Source organism: Stenotrophomonas sp. VV52 (assembly GCF_002893095.1).
GTDB lineage: Bacteria > Pseudomonadota > Gammaproteobacteria > Xanthomonadales > Xanthomonadaceae > Stenotrophomonas > Stenotrophomonas aracearum.
The window spans coordinates 1-24031 of record NZ_PKQQ01000008.1 but is presented as its reverse complement, the minus strand read 5'-3'; the positions used below and the strand labels follow the sequence as shown (position 1 = coordinate 24031).

The following is a 24031-nucleotide window of genomic DNA, read 5'->3' as shown; positions in this document are numbered from 1 at the left end:
AGGGTCGTGTCAGAATATAGGTTTCCGCCGTTCAGCGAAGCCGACGATGCGCCTCTCCCAGTTCCACCTGCGTACCACCAAGGAAACCCCCAGCGATGCCGAGCTCACCAGCCACCGGCTGATGCTGCGCGCGGGCATGATCCGCAAGCTGGCCTCGGGGCTGTACATCTGGTCGCCGCTGGGCCTGCGCGTGCTGCGCAAGGTCGAGCGCATCGTGCGCGAGGAAATGGAAAATGCCGGCGCCGTGGAATTCCAGGTGCCGACCATCCAGCCCAAGGAGCTGTGGGAAGCCACCGGCCGCTGGGAAAAGTTCGGCCCGCAGCTGCTCAAGATCAAGGACCGCAAGGAGCAGGTGTTCTGCTACAGCCCCACCGCTGAAGAGGCCGCGGCCGATTTCGCGCGCCAGGAGCTGTCCAGCTACAAGCAGCTGCCGGTCAACTTCTTCCAGATCCAGACCAAGTTCCGCGACGAGATCCGCCCGCGCTTCGGCGTGATGCGCGCGCGCGAGTTCCTGATGAAGGACGCCTACTCCTTCCACCTGGACGACGAGTGCCTGGTGCGCGAGTACGAGAACATGAAGGCCGCCTACGCCCGCGTGTTCACCCGCCTGGGCCTGGACTTCCGCATGGTGCAGGCTGATTCCGGCGCGATCGGCGGCGACGCCTCGCAGGAATTCCACGTGATCGCCGACTCCGGCGAAGACGCGCTGGTGTTCTCCACCGGTTCGGACTACGCGGCCAACATGGAAGCGGCCGTTGCCGCAGCCCCCGGCCCGCGCGCGGCCGCCGGCGAGGCGCTGCGCAAGGTGGAAACCCCCACCCAGAGGACCTGCGAAGCAGTGGCCGCCCTGCTCGGCATCGAGCTTTCGCGCACGGTGAAGTCCATCGCGGTAATGACCGAGGCCGGCTTCGTGCTGGCGCTGGTGCGCGGCGACCACGACGTCAATGAAATCAAACTGGGCAAGGTGGACGGCCTGCAGGGCTACCGCATGGCCGGCGAAGCAGAAATCGCCACCCACCTGGGCAGCGAGCCGGGCTTCCTGGGCCCGCTCAACCCCGCCCAGCCGATCCGCGTCGTGGCCGATCGCGACGTTGCAGCCATGGCCGACTTCGTGGTCGGTGCCAATGAAGCCGGTTTCCACATTGCCGGCGTAAATTGGGGCCGCGACCTGCCCGAACCGGAAGTGGCCGACATCCGCAACGCGAAGGAAGGCGACCGCGCCGCCGACGGTGGCGAACTGCGCGTGGCCCGTGGCATTGAAGTGGGCCACGTGTTCCAGCTCGGTCGCCAGTATGCGCAGGCATTGAATGCCACCGTGCTGGACGAGAACGGCAAGGCGCAGGTGATGGCGATGGGCTGCTACGGCATCGGCATTTCGCGCATCGTGGCCGCGGCCATCGAGCAGAACCATGACGACGCCGGCATTATCTGGCCGGACGCGATGGCGCCGTGGCAGGTGGTGGTGTGCGTGATCAACCCGAAGCAGGACGAAAGCGTTTCCGCGGCCGCCGCCGAACTGCTCGCCGAGCTGCAGGCCGCCGGTCTGGATGCGGCACTGGACGACCGTGGCCTGCGCCCGGGCAACATGTTCGCCGACATCGAACTGATCGGCGTGCCGCACCGCGTGGTGGTGTCCGAACGTGGCCTGGCTGCCGGCACGTTCGAATACCGTGCGCGCACGGCCAGTGAAGCGGAAAGCCTGGACCGCGCCGGGCTGATGGCGAAGTTTGCGAAATGATGACGGATGCCGGGTGAAAGACCCCGGCATTTAATTGTCCCATTTCCATTGATTATTCCTACTGGCTGTGCATGCGGCAAATGAGAATGTATGCTGTTGCCGATGCCAGGGACTGGCCACACCCCGCCGTTCTTTTTAGATTCCGGAGTAGTTGATGAGTATTGACCTGAGTGGTTTGTCCGCCAAAGAGCTGGGCGCCCTGATCAAGAACGCCAAGAAGCAGCAGACCATCGTCGCAAAGCGTCCGGCCCTCACCAAGGTCCGGGCCCAGTTGAGCAAGCTGGCCAAGGCCAACGGCTACACCCTGGAAGAAGTGGCGGGCGTTGCAGCCCCCACCCGCGGCCGCGCCGGCAAGGCGACCAAGGCCGCGCCTGCCAAGCCGGTTCGCGTGCTTGGCAAGGTTGCCCCGAAGTACCGCAACCCGGCCAATCCCAAGGAAACCTGGACCGGTCGTGGCAAGCAGCCGCGCTGGCTGGCCGCGCACACCACCAAGGGCAAGAAGCTGGAAGATTTCCTGATCAAGAAGTAAGCGGCGCGCCCCTGGCGCACGCATTGAAAACGCCGGCGATATGCCGGCGTTTTTTTTGTCCGCCCGAATGCGTTTTTGCGCAAATCCACGCGTAGAGACACGCCATGCGTGTCCTTGGGAACCTCTCAGAAACTCACAGATTCTTTCTGGCCGGGAACAATAGATTGCCAAACAACAACCCGGCCACCAGCGCCATCACCACATTCAACACCGTCATCAACACCACCTGCCCCGCGCCCATGTCCTGCTGCTGCACCAGGGTCAGCACCCCGCGCAGGCTGGTACTGCCCGGCACCAGCATGATGATGCCCGGCAGCCGGATGATCGCCCCCGGGCGCTGCATCAGCCGCCCGAACAGATTGCCCGCCGCGGTCATCACCATCGCCGACATGAAAATCCCTGCCGGCATACCCCATGCCTGCCCGGCGAATTTTGAAATCGCATACCCGGCCACAGACGCGGCAATCACCCACGGATAATCGCGACGGCTGGCCTTGAACAGCATCGCGAACGCAAATGCCGCCAGCAGCAGCGCGCTCCATTCCACCCACGCATCCTGCGGTCGCGACGCGCGCACCAGCGGGTCCAGGCCGAAAATGCCCGACAGCGTCACCGCGATCACCGCACCCACGGTCAGTTTCAGAATGGTGGTGATCGCACCGGCGAAACGCGCCGTGCCCGATACCCAGTGCTGGCTGGCCAGTTCATTCACCGCGTTGGTCAGCGACATACCGGGCAGCATCACCACCAGCGAGGCGATGATCACCGTATTGAGGTTCAGCGCGCCCACGAACGAAGCCACCAGCGCCGCAACGGTACCGGCCAGCAATGCGGCCAATGCCTCGCTCGCCTCGCGGCTGGCCGGGCGACGGTCGGTGATCAGCGTCATCAATCCGATCAGCAGCCCGATCACGCCGGCCGTGGCGATATCCAGCCAGGGCAGCTTCCACAACCCGGCCACGCCGGCCGCCCCCAGGCTGTAGGACAGGATCATGCGGATCTTGCCGCGCCGGCCGGGATCCTTGTCCAGTTGCCGCAGTGCGGTATGCCCCTGGGCGATGCTCATGGTGCCGTTGGCCACCGCGTCGGTGATCTGGTCGGCAATGCTGAGTTTGTGCAGGTCGTTTTCGCCCGGTGCCAGCCGGATCACGCGCGTGATGTCCGACGAACCGATCGCCTTGGTCGGGTCGCTGAAGCTCAGGATCAGCCCGGTCGGATTCGACCAGGGCTCGCAGTCCAGGTCCAGCCGCTGCGCCAGCGCCACTACCGCGGCCTCCAGCCGCTGGGCGGTGGTGCCGTAGCTGTGCAGCCGCCCGGCGATTTCGGACACGAAAGCCACCCGCTGTGCGTAGGTGGCCGGAGGGGTTGCAATGGCGGGTGCGTCGGCAGACATGCGGCGTAGTATTACCCGCATCAGGGAAGCCGGCCAGCGGCCGGCACTACGGGGTCTACACGTAGACAGGTTATGCTGCGTGGAGACGCCATGACGCCCGACAACGCCCCCCACCTCGAACAGGATCCACAGGACCCCGGCAAGATCCTCTTGTCTGGCCAGTGGACGTTGCGCACCGCGCTGGATGCGGCCGAAGTCCTGCGCGCCGGGCCGGAAAAGGTCACCGGGATCGACGCCAGCGGCATCACCCAGCTGGACTCGGCCGGCGTGCTGCAGGTGCTGCGCGTGGCCCATCGCGCGGACCTGGGCGAAGACGCGCTCACCTTCCGCGAGGAACACCGCGCGCTGGTCTGCACCATCGAAGAGGTCGCCGACGACCGGCCCAAGGCCAAGCGCGACTTCGGCGTGCTGGCCGCGCTCGAACGCCTGGGCGTCAGCGTGCATGCCACCGCCCACAACATCGTGGCGCTGGCCAGCTTCCTCGGCGAGAACCTGGTCAAGGCCGGGCGCCTGATCCGCGAACCGCGTCGTTTCCGGCTCACCTCCACCGTGCACCACATGGAGCAGGTCGGCCTGGACGCGGTGCCGCTGGTGGCGCTGCTGTCCTACCTGGTCGGCGCGGTGATCGCCTTCCTCGGCTCGACCATCCTGCGCGACTTCGGCGCCGAAATTTACGTGGTGGAACTGGTCAGCATCGCCTTCCTGCGCGAATTCGCCGTGCTGCTCACCGCCATCGTGCTGGCCGGCCGCACCGCCAGCGCATTCACCGCGCAGATCGGCTCGATGAAGGCGCGCGAGGAGATCGACGCGATCCAGACCCTCGGCCTGGACCCGGTCGACCTGCTGGTGCTGCCGCGCCTGATCGCGCTGCTCATCACCCTGCCGCTGCTGACCTTCATCGCGATGATCGCCGGCCTGGCCGGCGGCGTCACCGTCGGCGCGTTCGACCTGGATATTCCGCCCCAGATGTACCTGGCGCGCCTGCACGACACCATTGAAGTGCGGCACATGCTCGTGGGCCTGGCCAAAGCGCCGGTGTTCGCCGCGGTGATCGGCCTGATCGGCTGCCTGGAAGGGCTGAAGGTGGAAGGCACCGCGCAGTCGGTCGGCGAGCGCACCACGTCCAGCGTGGTGCAGACCATCTCGCTGGTGATCATCATCGACGCGTTCGCCGCGTTGTGGTTCATGCACATGGACTGGTGATGACGACCACGGCCGCCCCTGAACAAGACACCCGCACCGAACTGGCCGACGACCAAGGGCTGGCGATCCGCGTGCGCGGGCTCACCAACCGCTTCGGCAGCCAGGTCGTGCACGACGGGCTGGATCTGGACGTGCGCCGCGGCGAGATCCTCGGCGTGGTCGGCGGCTCGGGTACCGGCAAGTCGGTGCTGATGCGCAGCATCCTCGGCCTGCGCCATCCCGACGAAGGCCAGATCGAAGTGCTCGGCGTGGACGCACGTTCGGACAACCGCGCCGACCGCCTGCACATCGAACGCAACACCGGCGTACTGTTCCAGGACGGCGCGCTGTTCTCCTCGATGACCGTCGGCGAGAACGTGCAGGTGCCGCTGAAGGAGCACCACGGCGAGCTGCCCGAGCGCTGGCATTACGAGCTGGCCCTGCTCAAGGTGAAACTGGCCGGCCTGCCCGCCGATGCGATCAACAAGCTGCCCTCGCAGCTGTCCGGCGGCATGCGCAAGCGCGCCGGCCTGGCCCGTGCGCTGGCGCTGGACCCGCCCCTGCTGTTCCTGGATGAACCCACTGCCGGGCTCGACCCGATCGGCGCGGCCGCCTTCGACCGCCTGATCAAGACCCTGCAGGAAGCGCTGGGCCTGACCGTGATGCTGATCACCCACGACCTGGACACGCTGTATGCGATCTGCGACCGCGTGGCGGTACTGGCCGACCGCAAGGTGATCGCCAACGCCCCGTTGCACGAGATCGAACAACTGGACCATCCGTGGATCCAGGAATATTTCCACGGACCGCGCGCGCGTGCTGCACGCGACGCAAAGCAGAAGAGCGAGTAAGCCATGGAAACCAAAGCCAATTACGTACTGATCGGCGCCTTCACCATCATCGTCGGGCTGGCACTGCTGGCGTTCGGGTTGTGGGCGGCCAAGTACTCCTCCGACCGCACCTGGACCGAGTACCGCGTGGTGTTCCGCGAGGCCGTCACCGGCCTCTCCGTGGGCAGCCCGGTGCAGTACAACGGCATCGCGGTCGGCTCGATCACCGAACTCAACCTAGTGCCGGACGACCCGCGCCAGGTGGTGGCCCGCATCCGCCTGAACTCCAACACCCCGGTCAAGACGGACACCCGCGCCAAGCTGGCCATCACCAGCCTGACCGGTCCCTCGATCATCCAACTCAGCGGCGGTACCCCGCAGGCGCAGGCGTTGACCGCGGTGAACCGCGACCCGGCCCCTATCATTCCGACCACGCCGTCGGCGCTGCAGAACATCACCGACGTCGCCAACCGCATCGTCGAGCGCATGGACCAGGTGCTGAGCGACCGCAACGTGGCCAGCATCAACGCCACCCTGGCCAACCTGGAGACCATCAGCGGCGGCCTGGCCGACCGCGATCAGGGCACCCAGGCACTGCTGATGAGCGCGCGTGACGCCGCGCGCAGCCTGGACGACACGCTCAAGACCACCAACGGCACCATCAAGCGCCTGGACACCAACCTGGTGCAGCAGCTGCCGCCGATCCTGGACAAGCTGGAAACCACCCTGACCAAGCTCGACTCGGCCGCCGGCAGTGCCGATTCCATCCTTGGCGAGAACCGGGCGGCGATCAACAGCTTCGCCAACGACGGCCTGGCCCAGCTCGGCCCGACCCTGACCGAACTGCGCGGACTGATCCGCGACCTGCGCCGGGTCAGCGACAAACTGGACAACAACCCGGCCCGCTACCTGCTCGGCCGTGACGCGCCGAAGGAGTTCGAACCCAAATGAGCCGCATGCCGCTTCTTCCCGCCTCCCTGCCCCGCCTGCTGCTGCCGGCGGCACTGATGATCGCGCTGGGCGCCTGCTCCTCCTTGCTGGGCGGCGGCGAGCGCAGCCAGGTCACCATCTACTCGCCGGTGGTGCGCGTGCAGCCGGACCCGTCGTGGCCGAAGGTCGACTGGGCGCTGGTGCTGGTCAAGCCGACCGCCGCGCGCGTGGTCGACAGCCCGCGCATCAACGTGCGCCCGAACCCCGGTGAGCTCGAGGTCTACAAGGGCGTGAGCTGGGCGCAGCCGGCCACCGACATGGTGGACGACGCACTGGTGCGCGCCTTCGAGGATTCCGGCCGCATTACCGGGGTGGCGCGCGCCACTACTGGTATCCGCGCCGACTACAAGCTGGCGCTGGATGTACGACGGTTCGAGTCGGACTACCGGGGCCAGGCGACGCCGACCGCGCTGATTGAGATCAACGCCAAGCTGATCCATGTGATTGACCAGCGGGTTGTTGCCGATCGGACGTTCCGGCAGGAACAGCCGGTGGGGAGCACGGCGACCGGTGACGTGGCGCATGCGCTGGAGAAGGGGTTGGAGGAAGTGACCCGTGAGCTGGTGGGTTGGACGCTGGTGACGGGGCAGAATGACAGCAAGACGGCGACGGTGATTCCCTCACGCCTGCGCTGATTGCGTCACGCACATCGAGGGTGTGTGGCCGATCATCGGTAGAGCCACGCCCTGCGTGGCTGGAACGTCCCGTACACCGCGCAGCCACGCTACAAATGCATGCTACGGGTGATGCGTCCCTTTCCGGGCGCGTGGCGACGCGTTCATCTCAATGGCGCACACTGGTCAAGCGGCGCGGCGTGGCTCTACCCGTTGATCCACCGGAATGTGAGGTTGATGCGCTCGGCCAAAGGCCGCGCGCTCTTCGGCAACGCATGCTGATAGAACGACTGCGTCCGCCCTCCCATGATCAACAGATCGCCATGACCCAACGTCACCTCGGCTTTGCGCGTGTGATCATCCCGCCGCCGCAGCAGGAACCGGCGCGCAGCACCCAGGCTCAATGACGCAATCACCGGCGTAGGCCCAAGCTCCGGCTCATTGTCGCTATGCCACCCCATCCCGTCATCGTTATCCCGGTAACAGTTCAGCAGCACGCTGTTGAATGCCTGCCCGCAGAACTCGCCCAACGCGTCTCGCAACGGCACCAGCGCCGGATGCCACGCATGCGGCACGAAGTCCGTACCCGAATACCGGTAGCGCGCCGCCGGATCCCCCATCCAGCAACTCAGCCGCGGCGAATCCACCTGCCGGCCGAACATTCTGATCTTGTGCACCTCCCACGGCACCTCCCCGCGCAGCTGCCGTTGCAGCGCATCGGCCGCAGGCGTAGCCAGCCAATGGCGGTGCCAGTGCACCTGGGCGTCGGGAAGATGGAGATCCATGGTCAAACGCTAGCACGGCGGGGACTCACTCAGCTCAGCCGGAAATCCCACTGGTAGGGTCGGTTCCCAAACGACCGCACGGAGACCCGCAACGCCCGGTAACGCATGGACCTCAATCGAAACAACCCCACCCCGCGCGACCACCCCTACGCCCCGCACACCCCACCCGCCTACAATGGCCCCCTTCGGCCTTCCCAAGCCGCCCACAGCCAGAGACCCCGAATGAGAAGTCATGACAGCACCAAGCGCATCCTGGTCACCGGCGGTGCGGGTTTCCTCGGCTCGCACCTGATCGAGCGCCTGCTCGGGCAGGGCCACGAAGTGGTGTGCGCGGACAACCTGTTCACCGGCACCAAGCGCAACATCGCGCACCTGCTGGGCAACCCGCACTTTGAGTTCCTGCGCCACGACGTCACCTTCCCGCTGTACATCGAAGTGGACGAGATCTGGAACCTGGCCTGCCCCGCCTCGCCGGTTCACTACAGCCATGACCCCGTGCAGACCACCAAGACCTCGGTGCACGGTGCGATCAACCTGCTGGGGCTGGCCAAGCGGCTGGACTGCCGGATTTTCCAGGCCTCCACCAGCGAGGTCTACGGCGACCCGAGCGTGCACCCGCAGCGCGAGGAATACTGGGGCAACGTGAACCCGATCGGCCCGCGCTCCTGCTATGACGAAGGCAAGCGCTGCGCCGAAACACTGTTCTTCGACTACCACCGCCAGCATGGGCTGGACATCAAGGTGGCGCGCATCTTCAACACCTATGGTCCGCGCATGCACCCGAATGATGGGCGCGTGGTGTCGAACTTCATCGTGCAGGCGTTGCGCGGGGAGAACATCACCATCTACGGCGAGGGGCAGCAGACGCGCTCGTTCTGCTACGTGGATGACTTGATCGAGGGGTTCATCCGGTTGATGGCCACGGACAAGGATTTCACCGGGCCGGTCAACCTGGGGAATCCGGCCGAGATGACCATTCGCGAGCTTGCCGAGGCGGTGATTGCGTTGACCAATTCGGGGTCGAAGCTGGTGTTCAAGCCGTTGCCGCAGGATGACCCGATGCAACGCCAGCCGGATATCACGTTGGCGAAGAGCAAGCTGGGTGGGTGGGAGCCGCAGGTGAAGCTGGAGGATGGGCTTCGGCGGACGATTGCGTATTTTGATGGGTTGTTGAGCGCCTGAGAGATCGCTACGTTCGGGCGTCATGCGTTCCCGGGCGATGCATCGGTACGTGCGGTCGTTTGGGAACCGACCCTACCGCACCTCATCGCGTTCAAATAGCCTGCGCGTCACTTGCACTGGTAGGTGACGTCCTGGCGGCTGTGGCGGAACGGGTCGGTCAGGTCGTCTGAGTATTTGCCCAGCAGCAGGCGCTGTTTGGGCAGGAAGTGCTGGCGGTAGAAGCGGCTCATCGCGGCCATGCGGTGGCCCTTTTCGGTGAGTAGCACGCAGCCGTTTTTGATCTGGATGGTGCCGGAGCTTTCCTGTTCGGTCAGGCGCACGTCCACCAGCCGGTGCTCCACCATGTATTCCTTGGTGAACACGTCCTGGAAGGCGTCCTGGCGGATGCCGCCACCGCGCTGGTCCAGCTTTTCCAGGATGTAGAACGACAGCGAGCGGTCGATCACGGTGGGCACCGAAATGGCGAAGGCGTATCCGCCCAGCAGCCATACCGCAACCAGCAAAACCTTCTCGGTCAGGGTGAAGCGGCGCAGCGCGGGTACCAGCAGCAACAGGCCGGTGAGCACCGCCGCGAGCAACGCATCGCCGATGGCCGCGTAGAACACCACGTCGACGCTGAAAAAGCGCACATGCAGGAAGTGGATGCCCAGCAGCAGCAGCACGTAGACGGCGGTGAGCAGCAGTGCGTTGCGCAGGGTTTTCATGGTTTGAACACCAGCAGGCGATTGCCGAGGAACGACAGGATGAACTGGATGATGCTGATCAGCACGAAGCCGATCCGGTAATCGAACTTGAACAGGTCCGACCAGAGCGCCATCAGGCCGCCATTGATCAGCGCGATGGCGGCATACAGCAGCACGAACCGCCACAGCTGGCCACTGGCGCGGGCCTGGGTGGCGGCAAACACGAAGTAGCGGTTGCCCAGGAACGACGCCACGATGGCGACCGCTGCCGCCACGAGATTGGCCACGCCCTTGGAGGGCACGTGCACCACCTCCACCAGCAGGGTCAGCACCGCGAAGTGCACGCCGGTGGCTACCAGCCCGTTGATGACGTACCGCAGCAGCTGGCGGAAATCAGCGCGGCGCGACATCGGCGGTGACTTCGGTAACGCCCGCCAGGTACTCGCGGTAGGCACCCGGCTTCTGGATGGTGCCGCGCACGATCCCGCTCAGCATCAGCGTCATCAGGGTCAGCGTGCCGGTCTGCAGGAACACCAGGAACAACACGCCCAGCGCCATCGAGAACCAGCCCGGCGTGGCATAACCGGCCAGCTTGAGCAGGGTGGCCACCACGGCCAGTACGATGGAGGCCGAGGACACCAGCACGCACATCAGGCCCACCCGCACCAGCACGTCTTCGGCGAACACCATCAGCGCGCGGAACCCATGCAGCGTGAGCCCCACGAAGTTCATCTTGCTCTGCCCGGCGTAGCGCGGGCCACGGTTGATCGGGCACACCGCCAGGCGCAGCTTGCTGGCGATCAGGCCGGCGGCCACATGGGTCCAGACCTCGTGCATCGCGTTGAGGCGGTGCAGCGCACTGACCTTGATCGCCATGAAATTGCCGAAGCTGATGGTGCGCCCGGTGAGCAGCTGGAAAATGAACTTGTAGACCACGTAGAACGCGCGGAAGCGCAGCGTTTCCACCCGGCTCTTGCGCCGCGCCACGGCCACGTCGACATTCTCGTCGCGGGTGGCTTCCAGCAGCGTGGCGATGGTCTCGGGCAGGTCCTCGCCGTCCGAGTCCATTACGATCACCCGCTGCGCGTCCGGCAGGTTTTCCTCTACATAGCCCAGCCCGACCGCGATGGCCTTCTGGTGGCCGACATTGCGGCGCAGCTTCAGCACCACCCCGCTCACCCCGGAGCTGGACAGCTGGAACGGCTGCACCGGCTCACGGATCGAGCCGTCGTCCACCGCCACCACGAACACGCGGTCGCCATACAGGCGCGCCAGCTCGGTGAACAAGCGGGTCGAGGCCACGTGGTCTTCGTAGACCGGGGTGACCACCACGAACGATTCGTTGGGCTCAAGCATTCCGTTCTCCTGCACGCTGGCGCGGGGCCGCCTGTTTCCACTGGTCCAGCAGCACCAGGACGCCGTACATCAACAGCAACTGTACCGGCAGCGCCACGCGCTTGGCACTGGTGGCCAGGTGCCAGACCAGGTCGTGCGGGGTGCTCAGGTACACCGCAAACAGGACGCCGAAGTAGGCCAGAGCGACCGCCAGCGCGGCCCGGGCGGCCGACGCGCGCCACATGCGCGCCCACAGTACCAGCAGCAGCACCAGCGGGACCCACGCGGCACTGCGCAGCAGGGCCTTCAGGATCAGCACGCTCTGGGTAAGGTCGGGCAGGCGCGCCAGCAGCTGCCCCTTCAGATCGCTCTGGGCCAGGTCGTTGCCCAGATCCGTACCGGCCACAGCCAGCTTCCAAGCCACCAGCGGGACCATCGACAGGGCGAAGGCGGCCAGCAGGGCCCAAGGGATGCGTCGGTCGCGCAGCAGCACGGTGGCGACGGCGACCAGCCCCACCAGGATCGCCAGCACCGCGCCTTCGTTCTTGATCAGGGTCAGCACCGCCGACAGCGCCGCATAGGCGGCGAGGTTGAACCACGTGCCCTCGGCGACGTCGCGGCGCGGTTGGATCGCCACAGCCAGCGCTGCCACCGCATAGACCGCCAGGAAGGCATCCATGTAGCCGTCAACCAGATAGCGCCCGCCTACTTCCAGCACCGCCATCGCGAACAGGCCCGCCGCCCACCAGGTGCGCAGGCTGCGCGCGATCAGCAGTAGCGGCGGCAGCAGCAGGAGCGTGGCGGCGGCCTTGGGGAAGATCTCGTTCCAGTGCCCAACAACCTTGGCCGCCGTGGCCGACCACAGCGGCATCAGCGAGGGGTAGTCGTTGTGGCTGAAGATCGCGTAATTATCCAGCTGGGCGTACAGCGAATTTTCCAGGTAGATGCGCTTGGCGTGCAGCATCCAGATCGAGCGCGGGTCCCATTCGTCGGTGGGGCTGCCCAGCGCGAGGACCAGCAGTACGGCGACAATACCCACCATCCAGGCCGCCCGCCCGTCGCGAAGGGCCAGCAGCGACCACACCGCACAGGCCAGCACGGCGATGAAGGCGATCTGGGTCGGCAGCCCTAGCCAGCCGAAGGCAGCAAAGGCATAACAGAGCAGCACGCCAGCCAGCATGCCCAGCGCGGCGCGCGCGCCCCCGTCAGTGGCAGTCAACGAGAACAATGCGCTCACTCCTTGAGATTTCAGTGCAGTTCGGCTGCTGCGGGCCGGGGGTGCGCCAGAGCATCAGGCCCTTATCGGCCCAATGCACGCGGCGGGGGTACAGCCCGTCCCACAGGCGCTCGCGCACCAGCGGGTCTTCCCAGAGGCCAGATGCCAGCGCAACCGGCACGCTGGGGTCGCCGTGGCGGGCGAGCAACTCGCGGGCTTCGACCACCTCGGGCGGCACCGACTCCTTCCACCCTGCACCGGCATCAAAGGCCTGGCGCAACAGCGAGCTGTCGAAACGGATGTCCTTGGCGATGCCGCGCAGCCCCACCAGCAGAAGCGCGCCTATCAACAGGCCGACCAGCCAGCGTTGCAGTACGGAGGAGGTTCCCTTCCCGGGTTTGATCACGGCAGCGTTCCAGGTTCAGCCAAGCCGGAAATTCTAGCATTGGCCCGATGGCGCCTCTTCGCCATCCTTGGGGGCGGGGGCCGGGTAGGGTCGGTCCCCAGACGACCGCACGTAATCCTCCAACGTCCGGTAACGCATGACCCCTGATCGAAACATCGCCCACATCGCGCGATGAAGAGATTTTGGTGCCAAAACTGCCAGCTCGGATCTCCCTGCGGTCCACCCGAAATCCCGGCAAAAACCCCAACTGCCAACTCCATTCCACTTCGTTACGCCCACGCCCCGCAACGCTTTCAGGGCTATCCGGGCCCAGAACGTCACATCCATTGATAGCGTCAACTGAAGCGCGTGAATCAACAGAAACAATCTACTGGAGGTATCGTCACGTCGTTCGCATGGTGAACCCGAGAGTTTGAAAGCTCTGCTGTAACACACTGGTCCTCCTACGTCGGGAGGGCGACGGAATATAAAACCCTTCAGGGGAATACGTCGCACCGTCTGTTGCAGCACGGCTTTCAACCTCCCGACTCCCCTCGCCACCCCGGCGGGGGAAACACCTTGGAGAGCCACCATGTATTCCAGTGACAACGATGCGCCCACGAGTCACCCCACCCGCCCCAGCCTTGGCTGGCACAAACCCAAGCGCGTGATCGTCGGATCGCTCATTTATCAACACCACAGGCCCCAGCCCGGTGAGCCGATCGTCCCCTGCATCAAACTGCGCGGCATGTGGATGGCTGAGGCGGGCATCTCGCCAGGGACGCGATTGACCGTGGAGATGTTTGACGGCGCCATCCTGCTGCGTGCGGCGGAACCGGCGGTGTCGGTGCAGCTTCGGCCGATCAGGCGGCGGATTGGGCGGGTGCACTCCGGGCGTTGAGGCGTTCCAGCGACGCAAGGCGTCGCTCTACCTGGGGCGACGCCGTCTGCGTGGCGTACTTCCGCACCCTTCGCGCGCGGAAGTACGAAGTTGGTGCCATTACCGTCACCTGCATCTCCGCCGCAGCCGGCGCGGTTTCATTTGGAGATTTCTGCTCCTCCAGCACAGCCGCTGATGGCGGCACCCTTTCCCCACAAGGCGCTCCGCCCCGTCGCGGCCGACCGCCTCGAATCCATTGTTCGCTCCAGGCATGAAAGGGCGCGACCGGAAACGTGCCGCTGTTGGTACCGTCTCGCGCTTCTCTTGGTCTGGTGTTGGAGGGCATGGCGTTGAGCCTTCGCCGTTACGTGGGCGCGGCCCATCGTTCGATTGCCCGGCATGGCGGAGGCGCTGTCGGCGTCTGGTCAGTTATCCGGCGTGGATTGAAGGTCATTCGAGCCATGGGCCTGGTCGGCCTCATTGGCCGCCTGCGCTCTGCCAGCAAGGTTTACACTCCTGCAGCCGAGCCATTCGACGCGCCGACGCGGCCGGATCCCATCCCCCTACGGGATTTCAGCCTTCGCGTTGGCGTGATGGCGCATGTCTACTACCCCGACCTGATTGAGGAATTCGCGGCAGCATTGTCCCTGCTGCCGGTGCCGTATGCCCTCCTTGTGTCGGTGGTGGATGCGGAGGCCGAGGAACAGGCGCGGCGGAGATTTGCCGCCCTGCCGAACCTCTCCGGGCTGGTTGTGAAACGCGTCGAGAACCGCGGACGCGATATCGCCCCGCTGTTGGTTACGTTCCATGACGAGATCCTCGCCCTGGACATGGTTGGGCACATCCATACCAAGAAATCGTTCTATACCGGCCGCGAGCAGGATGAATGGCGACGCTATCTGATCCAAAGCCTGTTCGGTTCACCTGAGCGCCTGGCGTGGATCCTCGGCATGTTCCAGGCCGACCTGGAGCTGGGCATGGTCTACCCGGAGAGTTACGCGGGCGTTCCATTGTGGGGTCACACCCTTCTCAGCAATGCCGATGTCTGCCAGGCGCTCGCCAATCGCATGGGCATCGCGATTGATCGGCAGCGCTACATCGACTTTCCTGCGGGCTCCATGTTCTGGGCACGCGTGCCTGCGCTACGGCCGCTTTATCACCTGCGATTGCGGCTGGAGGAATTTCCACCCGAGCTTGGCCAGATTGACGGCACGTTGCACCATGCAGTCGAACGTCTGCTGGGGATCGTTACGCGTCACCAGGGTTACCGCTTGGGCATCCTTCCAGTAGATGGCCGCATGGCGCTCCCTGTAGAGGGGGAGCGCAACGCAGCTTCAGCCCTGGAGTTCAATGTGTTCGAACGGTTGCAGATGGCGTCGCTGGAGGCGGAGCGGGTAACCGTGGACGTGTTCGACACCCTGGTCACCCGCGCTTTCCTGACGCCGAACTCAGCGCGCGATCACCTCGCATGGCGACTGCACCGACGCTTCGGTATTGAGCAATTCGCCGAACATCGCGACGATGCCGAAGCGGCGCTGCGGGTACGACTGGCTCGCGATCCGACACTCGCGGAGATTCATGATCTGCTGGCACAACGGATTGCACACCCTGATCTGGACGCCGCTTCGCTCGCAGAGCTGGAGCGCGCGCATGAGCAGGCCCTGCTGCAGCCCCGCACAGGCGTTCTGACGGCACTGCGGCGCCTTGGCATTCAGCCGCTATCCGCATTTTCAGACATGTACCTTTCGCGCAGCGACATGCAGGTAGTGCTTCCTTCAGCCGTGGTGCGCGACATCGGACACTGGCGGATTTCGTGTGAGACAGGCCTGCGCAAGGACAGACTCGGCACATGGAAGCAGATCGCGCGCGAAGTTGGATGTTCGGACGGGCGCTGGCTGCACGTTGGAGACAACGAGCATTCCGATGTCCAGTTGCCGCAGCAGGCAGGGTTGCTCACGCCGATGCACATACTGCGGCCTTCGGCCTTGTTCGACATAGTGCCCGGGCTGCGGGTGCTGCGGCATCCGCAGGGCGCGCATGCGCCATGGCCGGAGCAGCTCTGGCGCGGACTGCTTGCCAACCGGTTTACAGCGATCGCCGATACAACGCCTCGGCGGCTGACAGGCGCACCCACACTCGATGCCGCGACACTGGGCTACGCGGTACTGGGCCCACTGGTGCTGGACTTCCTGCTCGCTGCCATCGATGTAGCGTGTGACAGGGGGGTCGAGACCCTGCTCTTCCTGAGCCGTGAAGGATACCTGCTGCAGGACGCCTTTGTTCGCCTGCAGGCGTACCACGCACCTGCAAAGGCCCTGTCGGGCCGCTACTTCCTTGCCTCACGTCGCGCCACGTTGCTCCCTTCACTGTTCGACGAACAGGATCTCGCGCGGGTAGTCCAGGGGACGTTCAATGGAACGTTCAGCGCACTGCTACAGGCCCGATTGGGCGATGAGGCGGAGAGTGTCGTGCGGGCCCATGCACCAGAGCACATGGAGCAGGATGTGTTTCTGCCGGAGATGTCCGACGAAGCGGCGCATTGGCTATTGCCTGCGCTGCCGGAACTGATGAAGCTTGCAAGCCAGCAGCGCAAGGCTTATAGGATGTATCACCGCGCCAGCGTGGGCGATGCCACCGCAATGCTTGTGGACATCGGCTACGCAGGCAGCATCCAGCGGAACCTCGCCCGGGTACTGGAGGCAAATCAGGGCGGGTACTACATGGCTCTGAGAAGCGGTGCGCGAGCAGTGTGCGACAGCGGCTGGGCCCATGCGCGATACGCCGATGGGCGGGACACCGAGGGCGAGCCCGACTCAAGCATCCTGGACAATGACCTGTTGCTGGAGGCGCTTCTGGCGGCCCCACAGGGGCAGTTCAATGGGTTTTCCTGCGAAGACAGCCTCCACCCGCAGCCACGATTCGGTCCCGTCGAGCTGTCTGCCGATGGCACCGAGGTCCTGGCGAGCATCCATGCAGGTGCTTTGGACTTCGTCGACGATGCCTGCGCTGCGCTTGGCGAAGACATCGCTTGGTTAAAGCTCGATCCCTCGGGCGTGCAGATTCCACTGCACAGTATTGCCAGCGGTCGATGGGACGCACACGCGCCGCTCGCCCAGCTGAACACCGAAGACGCCTACACGGGACGCGGCTCGGTTTCCGCACGGCCTCCTCGCTAGGTCCTCCCACCGAATCGCCGCACTGAGCGGCAGCGCTACTACCAGATAAGCCGATGATGCCTTCGGAGGCCCCGATGCGCCCTCGCGTCTGACACGACTACCCCCGGTTGCCGCCGTTCGTTCAAACCCCGAGAATGGGGCTATTAACGACACGCCGGAACCTCCATGCCTGCTGCTGCGCCTGTTCTGACCGGGGTCTGCCGTTCATGACCACCCTCAGGGCACGCCTGCGTTCGGCGGTCTACCTGGTGCTGCGAACAGGCTTCCGGGCACTCCCCCTGCCCGACGGGCAGCGCGATCGGCTACGGGCGCGCTTCCTGGACCGCCACGGCGACTGGGTGCCACCACCGCCTCGCGGGCGAGTAGGCTCCACAGGCGACAGCGCGCGTCGCCCGCTGGTGCGCGCCGACGAGCCCGCCATCGGCCATTCACCGTATCGCGCCGGAGCCCTGCCAGACACGCTGCCAGCCACCCTGGTGGCGTTCTACCTGCCGCAGTTCCACCCCATCGAGCAGAACGATGCCTGGTGGGGCAAGGGCTTCACCGAATGGCGGAACGTCACTCGCGCCCTGCCCCAGTTCGAAGGCCATGTGCAGCCCCGGCTGCCGGCCGACCTGGGCTTCTATGACCTGCGTAACCCGCAGATCATGCGCGAGCAGGCCACCCTGGCGCGGGAATACGGCATCGGCGCCTTCTGTTTCTATTACTACTGGTTCAGCGGCACGACGTTGCTGGAATCTCCGCTACGCCAGTGGCTGGCCGATGACAGTATCGAGATGCCGTTCTGCCTGTGCTGGGCCAACGAGAACTGGGCGCGTCGCTGGGACGGGCGCAGCGAAGACATCCTGATCGGCCAGCAGCACAGCGCCGAAGACGATCTGGCCTTCATCGCCCACGTAGCGGATTACCTGCGTGACCGCCGTGCCCTGAAAGTGGACGGCAAGCCGATGCTGCTGGTGTACCGTCCCCATCTGCTTCCCGACGCGCGCGGCACCGCGCAGCGCTGGCGCCAGTGGTGCCGCGATAACGACATTGGCGAGATCCATCTGGCTTACGTGCAGGGTTTCGAGCGCCCGGATCCGCGCGAAATCGATTTCGATGCGGCGGTGGAGTTCCCACCCAACATGAGCAACCCGCGTTCACTAACGGCCGAGCAGTACCTGATCAATCCGGAGTTCCAGGGCGACGTGCGCGATTGGCGCGAGCTGGCCGGCGAGATCGGCGCGCGTGCATTGCCGGACTACCCGCTCTACCCCGGTGTGAACCCCGGCTGGGACAACGAGGCACGCCGCTCCGGGCGCGGCCGCGTGTACCTGCATGCTTCACCGCGTGGGTATCGGGACTGGCTGTCCAAGACCATCCACGAGCGCCTGGCACCGGTGGCGCCTGCGCAGAAGCTCGTCTTCATCAACGCGTGGAACGAGTGGGCCGAAGGCGCTGTGCTCGAGCCCGACCTGCGGCTGGGCCACGGCTACCTCGAGGCAACGCGTCAGGCATTGCGGGTGCCGACCACTGCCAAGCCGGCACGCCCGTGCGTGGTGATCCATGCCTGGTATCTGGAAGAACTGGCCGAGCTGCTCTCCCACCTGCGGCAGAGTGCGCTGGAACACCGACTCGTCATCACCACTGCCGCCGAACACCGCGAGCGCGTTGAGGCCCTGCTGCACGCCTCCGACCTTGCTGGCGAGATCCTGACCTTCGCCAACCACGGTCGCGACATCCTTCCCTTCCTTCATGTTGCCAACCTGCTGCTTGATCAGGGCGAAGACGTGGTGCTGAAACTGCATACCAAGCGCTCCACCCATATGCAGCAGGGCGCGCAATGGCGCCAGGAGTTGCTGCAGCACCTGCTGGACGACGGACGCGGCGCACAGGCTGTGGAGCGGTTCGCGCAGGATGCCACCTTGGGCCTGCTCGCTCCGGCCGGACACCTGCTGGCGGTGCGCGACTACGTCGGCGCCAATGCAGAAGCGCTGCAGCGCCTGCAGGTTCGACTGGGGCTGCACGCCGACCTGTTGGACGCGCGGTTCAGTGCTGGCAGCATGTTCTGGGTGCGTTTGGCGGCCCTGCGCCCGTTGCTGGACGCGCATCTGCCGCCCAGCGCGTTCGAGCCTGAAGCGGGCCAGATCGATGGCACCTTGGCGCACGTACTGGAACGTGCGCTGGGCGCCGTCTGCGAAGACGCCGGCTACACACTGGCAACGCTGGGCGTTGCAGAGACCGGCTCAACCTACGCCTATGCAAAGCGCGGCTGATCCGCACACCGGCAAGGTATGCGGACCGCCGTTACCCCGGGTCAGCTGAAGCTGACCCCGGTCTTTTCCTTCAGTTCTTCATCGCTTACGCCGGGTGCGGCCTCGACCAACTTCAGGCCAGCATCGGTAACGTCGAACACGGCCAGGTCGGTGATGATGCGGTCGACCACGCCCACGCCGGTCAGCGGAAGCGTGCATTCGGGCAGGATCTTGTGCTCGCCGTTTTTTGCGGTGTGCTCCATCAGCACCACTACGCGCTGCACGCCGGCCACCAGGTCCATGGCGCCGCCCATGCCCTTGACCATTTTGCCGGGCACCATCCAGTTCGCCAGGTCGCCCTTGTCGGTGACCTGCATGGCACCGAGGATCGCCAGGTTGACGTGGCCACCGCGGATCATCGCGAAGCTGTCGTGGCTGCCGAAGTAGCTGGCACCGGCACGCGCGGTCACGGTCTGCTTGCCGGCGTTGATAAGGTCGGCGTCCACTTCCGCTTCGGTCGGGAACGGGCCGATCCCGAGCAGGCCATTTTCCGACTGCAGCCACACGTCCACGCCTTCGGGAATGTGGTTGGCCACCAGGGTCGGCAGGCCGATACCCAGGTTCACATAGGCGCCGTCGGTGAGTTCGCGGGCGGCGCGCTGCGCCATTTCATCGCGGGTCCATGCCATCTCAGTTGCCCTCCGCACGCACGGTGCGCTGTTCGATGCGTTTTTCGGGAGTCGGGTTGTGCACGATGCGGTGCACGTAGATGCCCGGCAGGTGCACCTGGTCCGGGTCGATGCTGCCCATCGGCACCACCTCTTCCACTTCCACCACGCACAGCTTGCCGGCCATGGCGCAGGCCGGGTTGAAGTTGCGGGCGGTCTTGCGGAACACCAGGTTGCCGGCCTCGTCGGCCTTCCACGCCTTGACCAGCGCCACGTCGGCGCGCAGCGCGGTTTCCATCACATAGTGCTTGCCGTCGAACTCGCGGGTTTCCTTGCCCTCGGCCACCACCGTGCCGTAGCCGGTGGCGGTAAAGAACGCCGGGATGCCCGCACCGCCGGCGCGCAGGCGCTCGGCCAGGGTGCCCTGCGGGTTGAACTCCAACTGCAGTTCACCGGCCAGGTACTGGCGCTCGAACTCCTTGTTCTCGCCCACGTAGGACGAAATCATCTTGCTGATCTGGCGCGTTTCCAGCAACTGGCCCAGGCCGAATCCGTCCACGCCGGCGTTGTTGGAAATCACCGTCAGGCCCTTCACCCCGGTGTCGCGAAGCGCGGCGATCAGCGCTTCGGGAATGCCGCACAGGCCGAAACCGCCGACCGCCAGGGTCTGGCCGTCGGCCACCGCGCCCTGCAGCGCCTCGGCGGCACTGGCGTAGCGCTTGCCGCGCCGGCCGTTGTCTGGGGACTTGCTCATCTACGCCCTCACCTCGTTGATGTAAGCCGCCATTGTAGCCATTGGCAGGGGTAGCCCCGGCTAAACGGAGAGTTCGGGCTGAAAACGCTTCCCATACACGGCACCAGCTAAACTCGCCTACTGACTTTGAAAGGACACCCGATGACCCTCCCCGCATTCAAGGCATACGACATCCGCGGCCGCGTGCCGGACGAGCTGAACGAAGACATGGCGCGCCGGATCGGCGTGGCCTTGGCGGCCCAACTGGCGCCGGGCACCGTCGTCGTCGGCCACGACGTACGCCTGACCAGCCCTGGCCTGCAGGACGCGTTGGCCGCGGGCCTGCGCGGCGCCGGGCGCGAGGTACTGGACATCGGGCTGTGCGGCACCGAGGAGGTCTACTTCCAGGTGGACCACCTGAAGGCCGCCGGCGGGGTGATGGTCACCGCCAGCCACAACCCGATGGACTACAACGGCATGAAGCTGGTCAAGGAGCAGGCCCGCCCAATCAGCTCGGACACTGGTCTGTTCGCCATCTCCGACGCTGTCGAGGCTGATACCGCGCCTGCAGCTGAACCCAAGGCCGGCATTCAGTCGCACCCCGACAAGTCCGCATACATCGAGCACCTGCTGAGCTACGTAGAGCGCACCGCGCTCAAGCCGCTCAAGCTGGTGGTCAACGCCGGCAACGGCGGCGCGGGTGCCATCGTGGACCTGCTGGCGCCCCACCTCCCGTTCGAGTTCGTCCGCATCGCGCACGAGCCGGATGGCAGCTTCCCGAACGGCATTCCGAACCCGCTGCTGGTCGAGAACCGCGAGCTCACCGCGAAGGCGGTGCTTGAGAACGGTGCGGACTTCGGGATCGCGTGGGACGGCGACTTCGACCGCTGCTTCTTCTTCGACCATACCGGCCGCTTCATCGAGGGCTACTACCTGGTCGGCCTGCTGGCCAAGGCGATCCTGGCGCGGCAGCCGGGCGGCAAGATCGTGCACGACCCGCGCCTGCTCTGGAACACCGTGGAAATGGTCGAAGAGGCCGGTGGCCAGGCGGTGCTGTGCAAGAGCGGGCATGCCTTCATCAAGGAAAAGATGCGCGACGAAGATGCCGTGTATGGCGGTGAAATGAGCGCGCACCATTACTTCCGCGAGTTCGCCTACGCCGACTCGGGCATGATTCCGTGGCTGCTGATCGCGGCGCTGGTCTCCGAATCCGGCCTTTCGCTGGCCGAGCTGGTCGAAGAGCGTATGCAGAAGTTCCCGTGCAGCGGCGAAATCAACTTCAAGGTCAGCGACGCCAAGCTGGCGGTGGCACGGGTGATGGAGCATTTCGCTTCGCACGGGCCCACGCTGGACCACACCGATGGCATCAGCGCCGACTTTGGTGAGTGGCGCTTCAACCTGCGCAGCTCCAATACCGAGCCGCTGCTTCGCCTGAACGTGGAAGCGCGAGGTGATGCCGCCCTGCTGCAGCAGCGCACCGACGAAATCTCCCAGTTGCTCAAGGCATCCTGAGGCGTAGTCCGATGAACGACATTCTTCCGGTGATCCTGTCTGGCGGCTCCGGCACGCGCCTTTGGCCGCTGTCGCGCGAGGCCTATCCGAAGCAGTTCCTCGCACTGGCCGGCGAGCAGACCATGCTGCAGGCCACCTGGGAACGCGTGGCACCCATTGCGGGCCGACCGCCGCTGGTGGTGGCCAACGAGGAGCATCGCTTCGTGGCCGCCGAGCAGCTGCAGCAGCTGGATGTGCAGCCACAGGCCATCCTGCTGGAGCCGGTCGGGCGCAATACCGCACCGGCCATTGCGGTGGCCGCGCTGGAAGCCACGCTGGAGGAAGGCGACCCTGTGTTGCTGGTTTTGCCGTCGGACCATGTGATCGCCGATGAGGAAGCCTTCCGGGCTGCGGTTCTCAGTGCACTGCCGGCCGCGCGCGAGGGCAAGCTGGTCACTTTCGGTATCGTGCCGACCGGGCCGGAAACCGGCTATGGCTACATCAAGGCCTCGTCGGGCGGTGCCGTCCGTGCGGTGGACCGCTTCGTCGAGAAGCCGGATGCGGATACCGCCCTTCAGTACGTCCAGTCTGGCGAGTACTTCTGGAACAGCGGCATGTTCCTCTTCAAGGCCTCACGCTACCTGGCCGAGCTGGAGCGCCTGCATCCGGAGATGCTGGCTGCCAGTCGCAATGCCTGGCAGCTGGCGCGCCGCGATACCGACTTCACCCGCCTGGACAAGGACGCATTTGCGGCGGTGCCGGCCGACTCCATCGACTACGCGGTGATGGAGAAGACCAACGACGCCGTGGTGGTGCCGCTGGATGCCGGCTGGAACGATGTGGGCTCCTGGACCGCGCTGCGCGACGTGTCGGCACAGGATGCGGATGGCAATGCACACCACGGCGACGTGATCGCCATCGACTGCCGCAATACCTATGCCTACGGCGAGCGCCTGATCGCGCTGGTCGGGCTGGACGATGTGATCGTGGTCGAGACCGATGACGCGGTGATGGTCGGCCGCAGCGACCGCATGCAGGAGATAAAGCAGGTGGTGGCCCAGCTCAAGGCCGATTCGCGCCCCGAAGCCACCTGGCACCGCAAGGTGTATCGCCCGTGGGGCGCCTATGACTCCATCGACAATGGCGAGCGCTTCCAGGTCAAGCGGATCACGGTGAAACCCGGCGGTACGCTCAGCCTGCAGATGCACCATCACCGCGCCGAGCACTGGGTGGTGGTGAGCGGAACCGCCGAAGTTACGCGCGGTGATGAGGTAATCCTGCTGGGTGAAAACCAGAGCACCTACATTCCGCTGGGCGTGACCCACCGGCTGCGCAACCCGGGCAAGCTTCCGCTGGAGCTCATCGAGGTGCAGTCCGGCAGTTACCTGGGCGAGGATGACATCGTGCGGTTTGAGGATACGTACGGGCGGAGCTGAAAGAAGAAGGGCCGGTCATTGACCGGCCCTCCTTTCATTCCACCGTAACGCTTTTGGCAAGGTTACGAGGCTTGTCGACATCCGTCCCACGCGCCAGCGCGGTGTGATACGCCAGCAGCTGCACCGGGATGGTGTGAACGACCGCACTCAGCGCACCCACGTGGCGGGGTGTGCGTATGACATGCACGCCCTCCGACTCTACGAAGTGGCTGTCCTGGTCGGCGAACACGAACAGCTCGCCCCCGCGTGCTCGCACTTCCTCCATATTGGACTTCACCTTCTCCAGCAGGCTGTCGTTGGGCGCGATCACCACCACCGGCATGTCTTCGTCCACCAGCGCCAGCGGGCCGTGCTTCAGTTCGCCGGCCGGGTAGGCTTCGGCATGGATGTAGGTGATTTCCTTGAGCTTGAGCGCGCCTTCCAGTGCGATCGGGTAATGCAGGCCACGGCCGAGGAACAGCGCGCTATTCTTGCGCGCGAAGCGCTCGGCCCACGCCGCGATCTGCGGTTCCATGTTCAACGCATGCTGCACGCTGCCCGGCAGGAAGCGC

21 protein-coding genes and 1 pseudogene are annotated in these 24031 nt (G+C 65.4%); 12 read left to right on the top strand and 10 right to left on the bottom strand.

Features of this window, described 5'->3' with window-relative positions:
- Positions 1-46 precede the first annotated feature (46 nt).
- Together C2U58_RS13640 and C2U58_RS13635 are read left to right on the top strand one after the other, a co-directional pair.
- Positions 47-1738 carry a proline--tRNA ligase gene (locus C2U58_RS13640; protein WP_102946340.1) on the top strand — a complete coding sequence of 564 codons (1692 nt, stop codon included), beginning with the start codon at positions 47-49 and terminating at the stop codon, positions 1736-1738.
- Positions 1739-1892: 154 nt separating this feature from the next.
- A pseudogene (locus tag C2U58_RS13635) lies at positions 1893-2264 on the top strand (H-NS histone family protein); the annotation flags it as partial.
- Positions 2265-2400: 136 nt separating this feature from the next.
- Here the strand turns inward: C2U58_RS13635 and C2U58_RS13630 are convergent.
- Entirely contained in the window at positions 2401-3660 is a 1260-nt protein-coding gene (locus tag C2U58_RS13630; RefSeq protein ID WP_102946338.1) for a threonine/serine exporter family protein, read from the bottom strand.
- Positions 3661-3750: 90 nt separating this feature from the next.
- On the opposite strand from C2U58_RS13630, the gene C2U58_RS13625 reads away from it, so the two are divergent.
- From C2U58_RS13625 to C2U58_RS13610, 4 genes are read left to right on the top strand one after another with little or no spacing between them, the layout of a single operon-like run.
- Entirely contained in the window at positions 3751-4863 is a 1113-nt protein-coding gene (locus C2U58_RS13625) for an ABC transporter permease (protein ID WP_102946337.1), read from the top strand.
- Positions 4863-5693: an ABC transporter ATP-binding protein gene (locus tag C2U58_RS13620; RefSeq protein ID WP_102946336.1), complete on the top strand. Its 831-nt coding sequence runs from the start codon at positions 4863-4865 to the stop codon at positions 5691-5693. Before C2U58_RS13625 ends, C2U58_RS13620 begins: the two co-directional genes overlap by 1 nt.
- A 3-nt stretch (positions 5694-5696) precedes the next feature.
- Positions 5697-6623, top strand: a complete 927-nt coding sequence (locus C2U58_RS13615) for an MlaD family protein (RefSeq protein WP_102946335.1) — start codon at positions 5697-5699, stop codon at positions 6621-6623.
- Positions 6620-7297 carry an ABC-type transport auxiliary lipoprotein family protein gene (locus C2U58_RS13610; RefSeq protein ID WP_102946334.1) on the top strand — a complete coding sequence of 226 codons (678 nt, stop codon included), beginning with the start codon at positions 6620-6622 and terminating at the stop codon, positions 7295-7297. The genes C2U58_RS13615 and C2U58_RS13610 overlap by 4 nt, the downstream gene beginning before the upstream one ends.
- 185 nt (positions 7298-7482) lie before the next feature.
- Here C2U58_RS13610 and C2U58_RS13605 read toward each other — a convergent pair whose 3' ends face one another.
- The gene (locus C2U58_RS13605) at positions 7483-8061 is read right to left on the bottom strand and encodes an alpha-ketoglutarate-dependent dioxygenase AlkB (protein ID WP_102946333.1); all 579 of its coding nucleotides are present in this window, start codon (positions 8059-8061) and stop codon (positions 7483-7485) included.
- A gap of 222 nt (positions 8062-8283) precedes the next feature.
- Here C2U58_RS13605 and C2U58_RS13600 point away from each other — a divergent pair, with 222 nt between their 5' ends.
- On the top strand, positions 8284-9243 hold the full coding sequence (locus C2U58_RS13600; RefSeq protein WP_102946332.1) for a UDP-glucuronic acid decarboxylase family protein: 960 nt from the start codon (positions 8284-8286) through the stop codon (positions 9241-9243).
- 107 nt (positions 9244-9350) lie between these two features.
- On the opposite strand, the gene C2U58_RS13595 is transcribed toward C2U58_RS13600, so the two are convergent.
- From C2U58_RS13595 to C2U58_RS13575, 5 genes are read right to left on the bottom strand one after another with little or no spacing between them, the layout of a single operon-like run.
- Positions 9351-9947 (bottom strand): hypothetical protein, encoded by a 597-nt coding sequence (locus C2U58_RS13595; RefSeq protein WP_102946331.1) that lies wholly within the window; start codon positions 9945-9947, stop codon positions 9351-9353.
- On the bottom strand, positions 9944-10336 hold the full coding sequence (locus C2U58_RS13590; RefSeq protein ID WP_070207012.1) for a GtrA family protein: 393 nt from the start codon (positions 10334-10336) through the stop codon (positions 9944-9946). Before C2U58_RS13590 ends, C2U58_RS13595 begins: the two co-directional genes overlap by 4 nt.
- Positions 10320-11282 (bottom strand): glycosyltransferase, encoded by a 963-nt coding sequence (locus C2U58_RS13585; RefSeq protein WP_102946330.1) that lies wholly within the window; start codon positions 11280-11282, stop codon positions 10320-10322. Before C2U58_RS13585 ends, C2U58_RS13590 begins: the two co-directional genes overlap by 17 nt.
- Complete coding sequence (locus tag C2U58_RS13580; RefSeq protein WP_253256742.1) at positions 11275-12498, bottom strand: hypothetical protein; 1224 nt, start codon at positions 12496-12498, stop codon at positions 11275-11277. Before C2U58_RS13580 ends, C2U58_RS13585 begins: the two co-directional genes overlap by 8 nt.
- Positions 12467-12883, bottom strand: coding sequence for a hypothetical protein (locus C2U58_RS13575; protein WP_102946329.1), 417 nt, complete (start codon positions 12881-12883; stop codon positions 12467-12469). The genes C2U58_RS13580 and C2U58_RS13575 overlap by 32 nt, the downstream gene beginning before the upstream one ends.
- 571 nt (positions 12884-13454) lie before the next feature.
- Here C2U58_RS13575 and C2U58_RS13570 point away from each other — a divergent pair.
- The 3 genes from C2U58_RS13570 (at position 13455) to C2U58_RS13560 (ending at position 19173) form a co-directional block, all read left to right on the top strand.
- A complete protein-coding gene (locus tag C2U58_RS13570) occupies positions 13455-13763 on the top strand; it encodes a SymE family type I addiction module toxin (protein WP_102946328.1) in 309 nt (102 codons plus the stop codon).
- A gap of 323 nt (positions 13764-14086) precedes the next feature.
- Complete coding sequence (locus tag C2U58_RS13565) at positions 14087-16918, top strand: rhamnan synthesis F family protein (protein WP_102946475.1); 2832 nt, start codon at positions 14087-14089, stop codon at positions 16916-16918.
- A gap of 206 nt (positions 16919-17124) precedes the next feature.
- Positions 17125-19173 (top strand): glycoside hydrolase family 99-like domain-containing protein, encoded by a 2049-nt coding sequence (locus C2U58_RS13560; protein ID WP_102946327.1) that lies wholly within the window; start codon positions 17125-17127, stop codon positions 19171-19173.
- 41 nt (positions 19174-19214) lie between these two features.
- Here the strand turns inward: C2U58_RS13560 and C2U58_RS13555 are convergent, their stop codons facing one another.
- On the bottom strand, positions 19215-19841 hold the full coding sequence (locus C2U58_RS13555) for a CoA transferase subunit B (RefSeq protein ID WP_102946326.1): 627 nt from the start codon (positions 19839-19841) through the stop codon (positions 19215-19217).
- A gap of 1 nt (position 19842) precedes the next feature.
- On the bottom strand, positions 19843-20574 hold the full coding sequence (locus tag C2U58_RS13550; protein ID WP_102946325.1) for a CoA transferase subunit A: 732 nt from the start codon (positions 20572-20574) through the stop codon (positions 19843-19845).
- Between the two features lie 141 nt (positions 20575-20715).
- On the opposite strand from C2U58_RS13550, the gene C2U58_RS13545 reads away from it, so the two are divergent.
- Both C2U58_RS13545 and C2U58_RS13540 read left to right on the top strand, forming a co-directional pair.
- Positions 20716-22065, top strand: a complete 1350-nt coding sequence (locus C2U58_RS13545; protein ID WP_102946324.1) for a phosphomannomutase — start codon at positions 20716-20718, stop codon at positions 22063-22065.
- An 11-nt stretch (positions 22066-22076) separates the two neighbouring features.
- A complete protein-coding gene (locus C2U58_RS13540; protein WP_102946323.1) occupies positions 22077-23480 on the top strand; it encodes a mannose-1-phosphate guanylyltransferase/mannose-6-phosphate isomerase in 1404 nt (467 codons plus the stop codon).
- A gap of 34 nt (positions 23481-23514) precedes the next feature.
- Here the strand turns inward: C2U58_RS13540 and C2U58_RS13535 are convergent.
- A partial coding sequence (locus C2U58_RS13535; RefSeq protein WP_146033472.1) for an SIS domain-containing protein occupies positions 23515-24031 on the bottom strand: 517 nt, incomplete at its 5' end.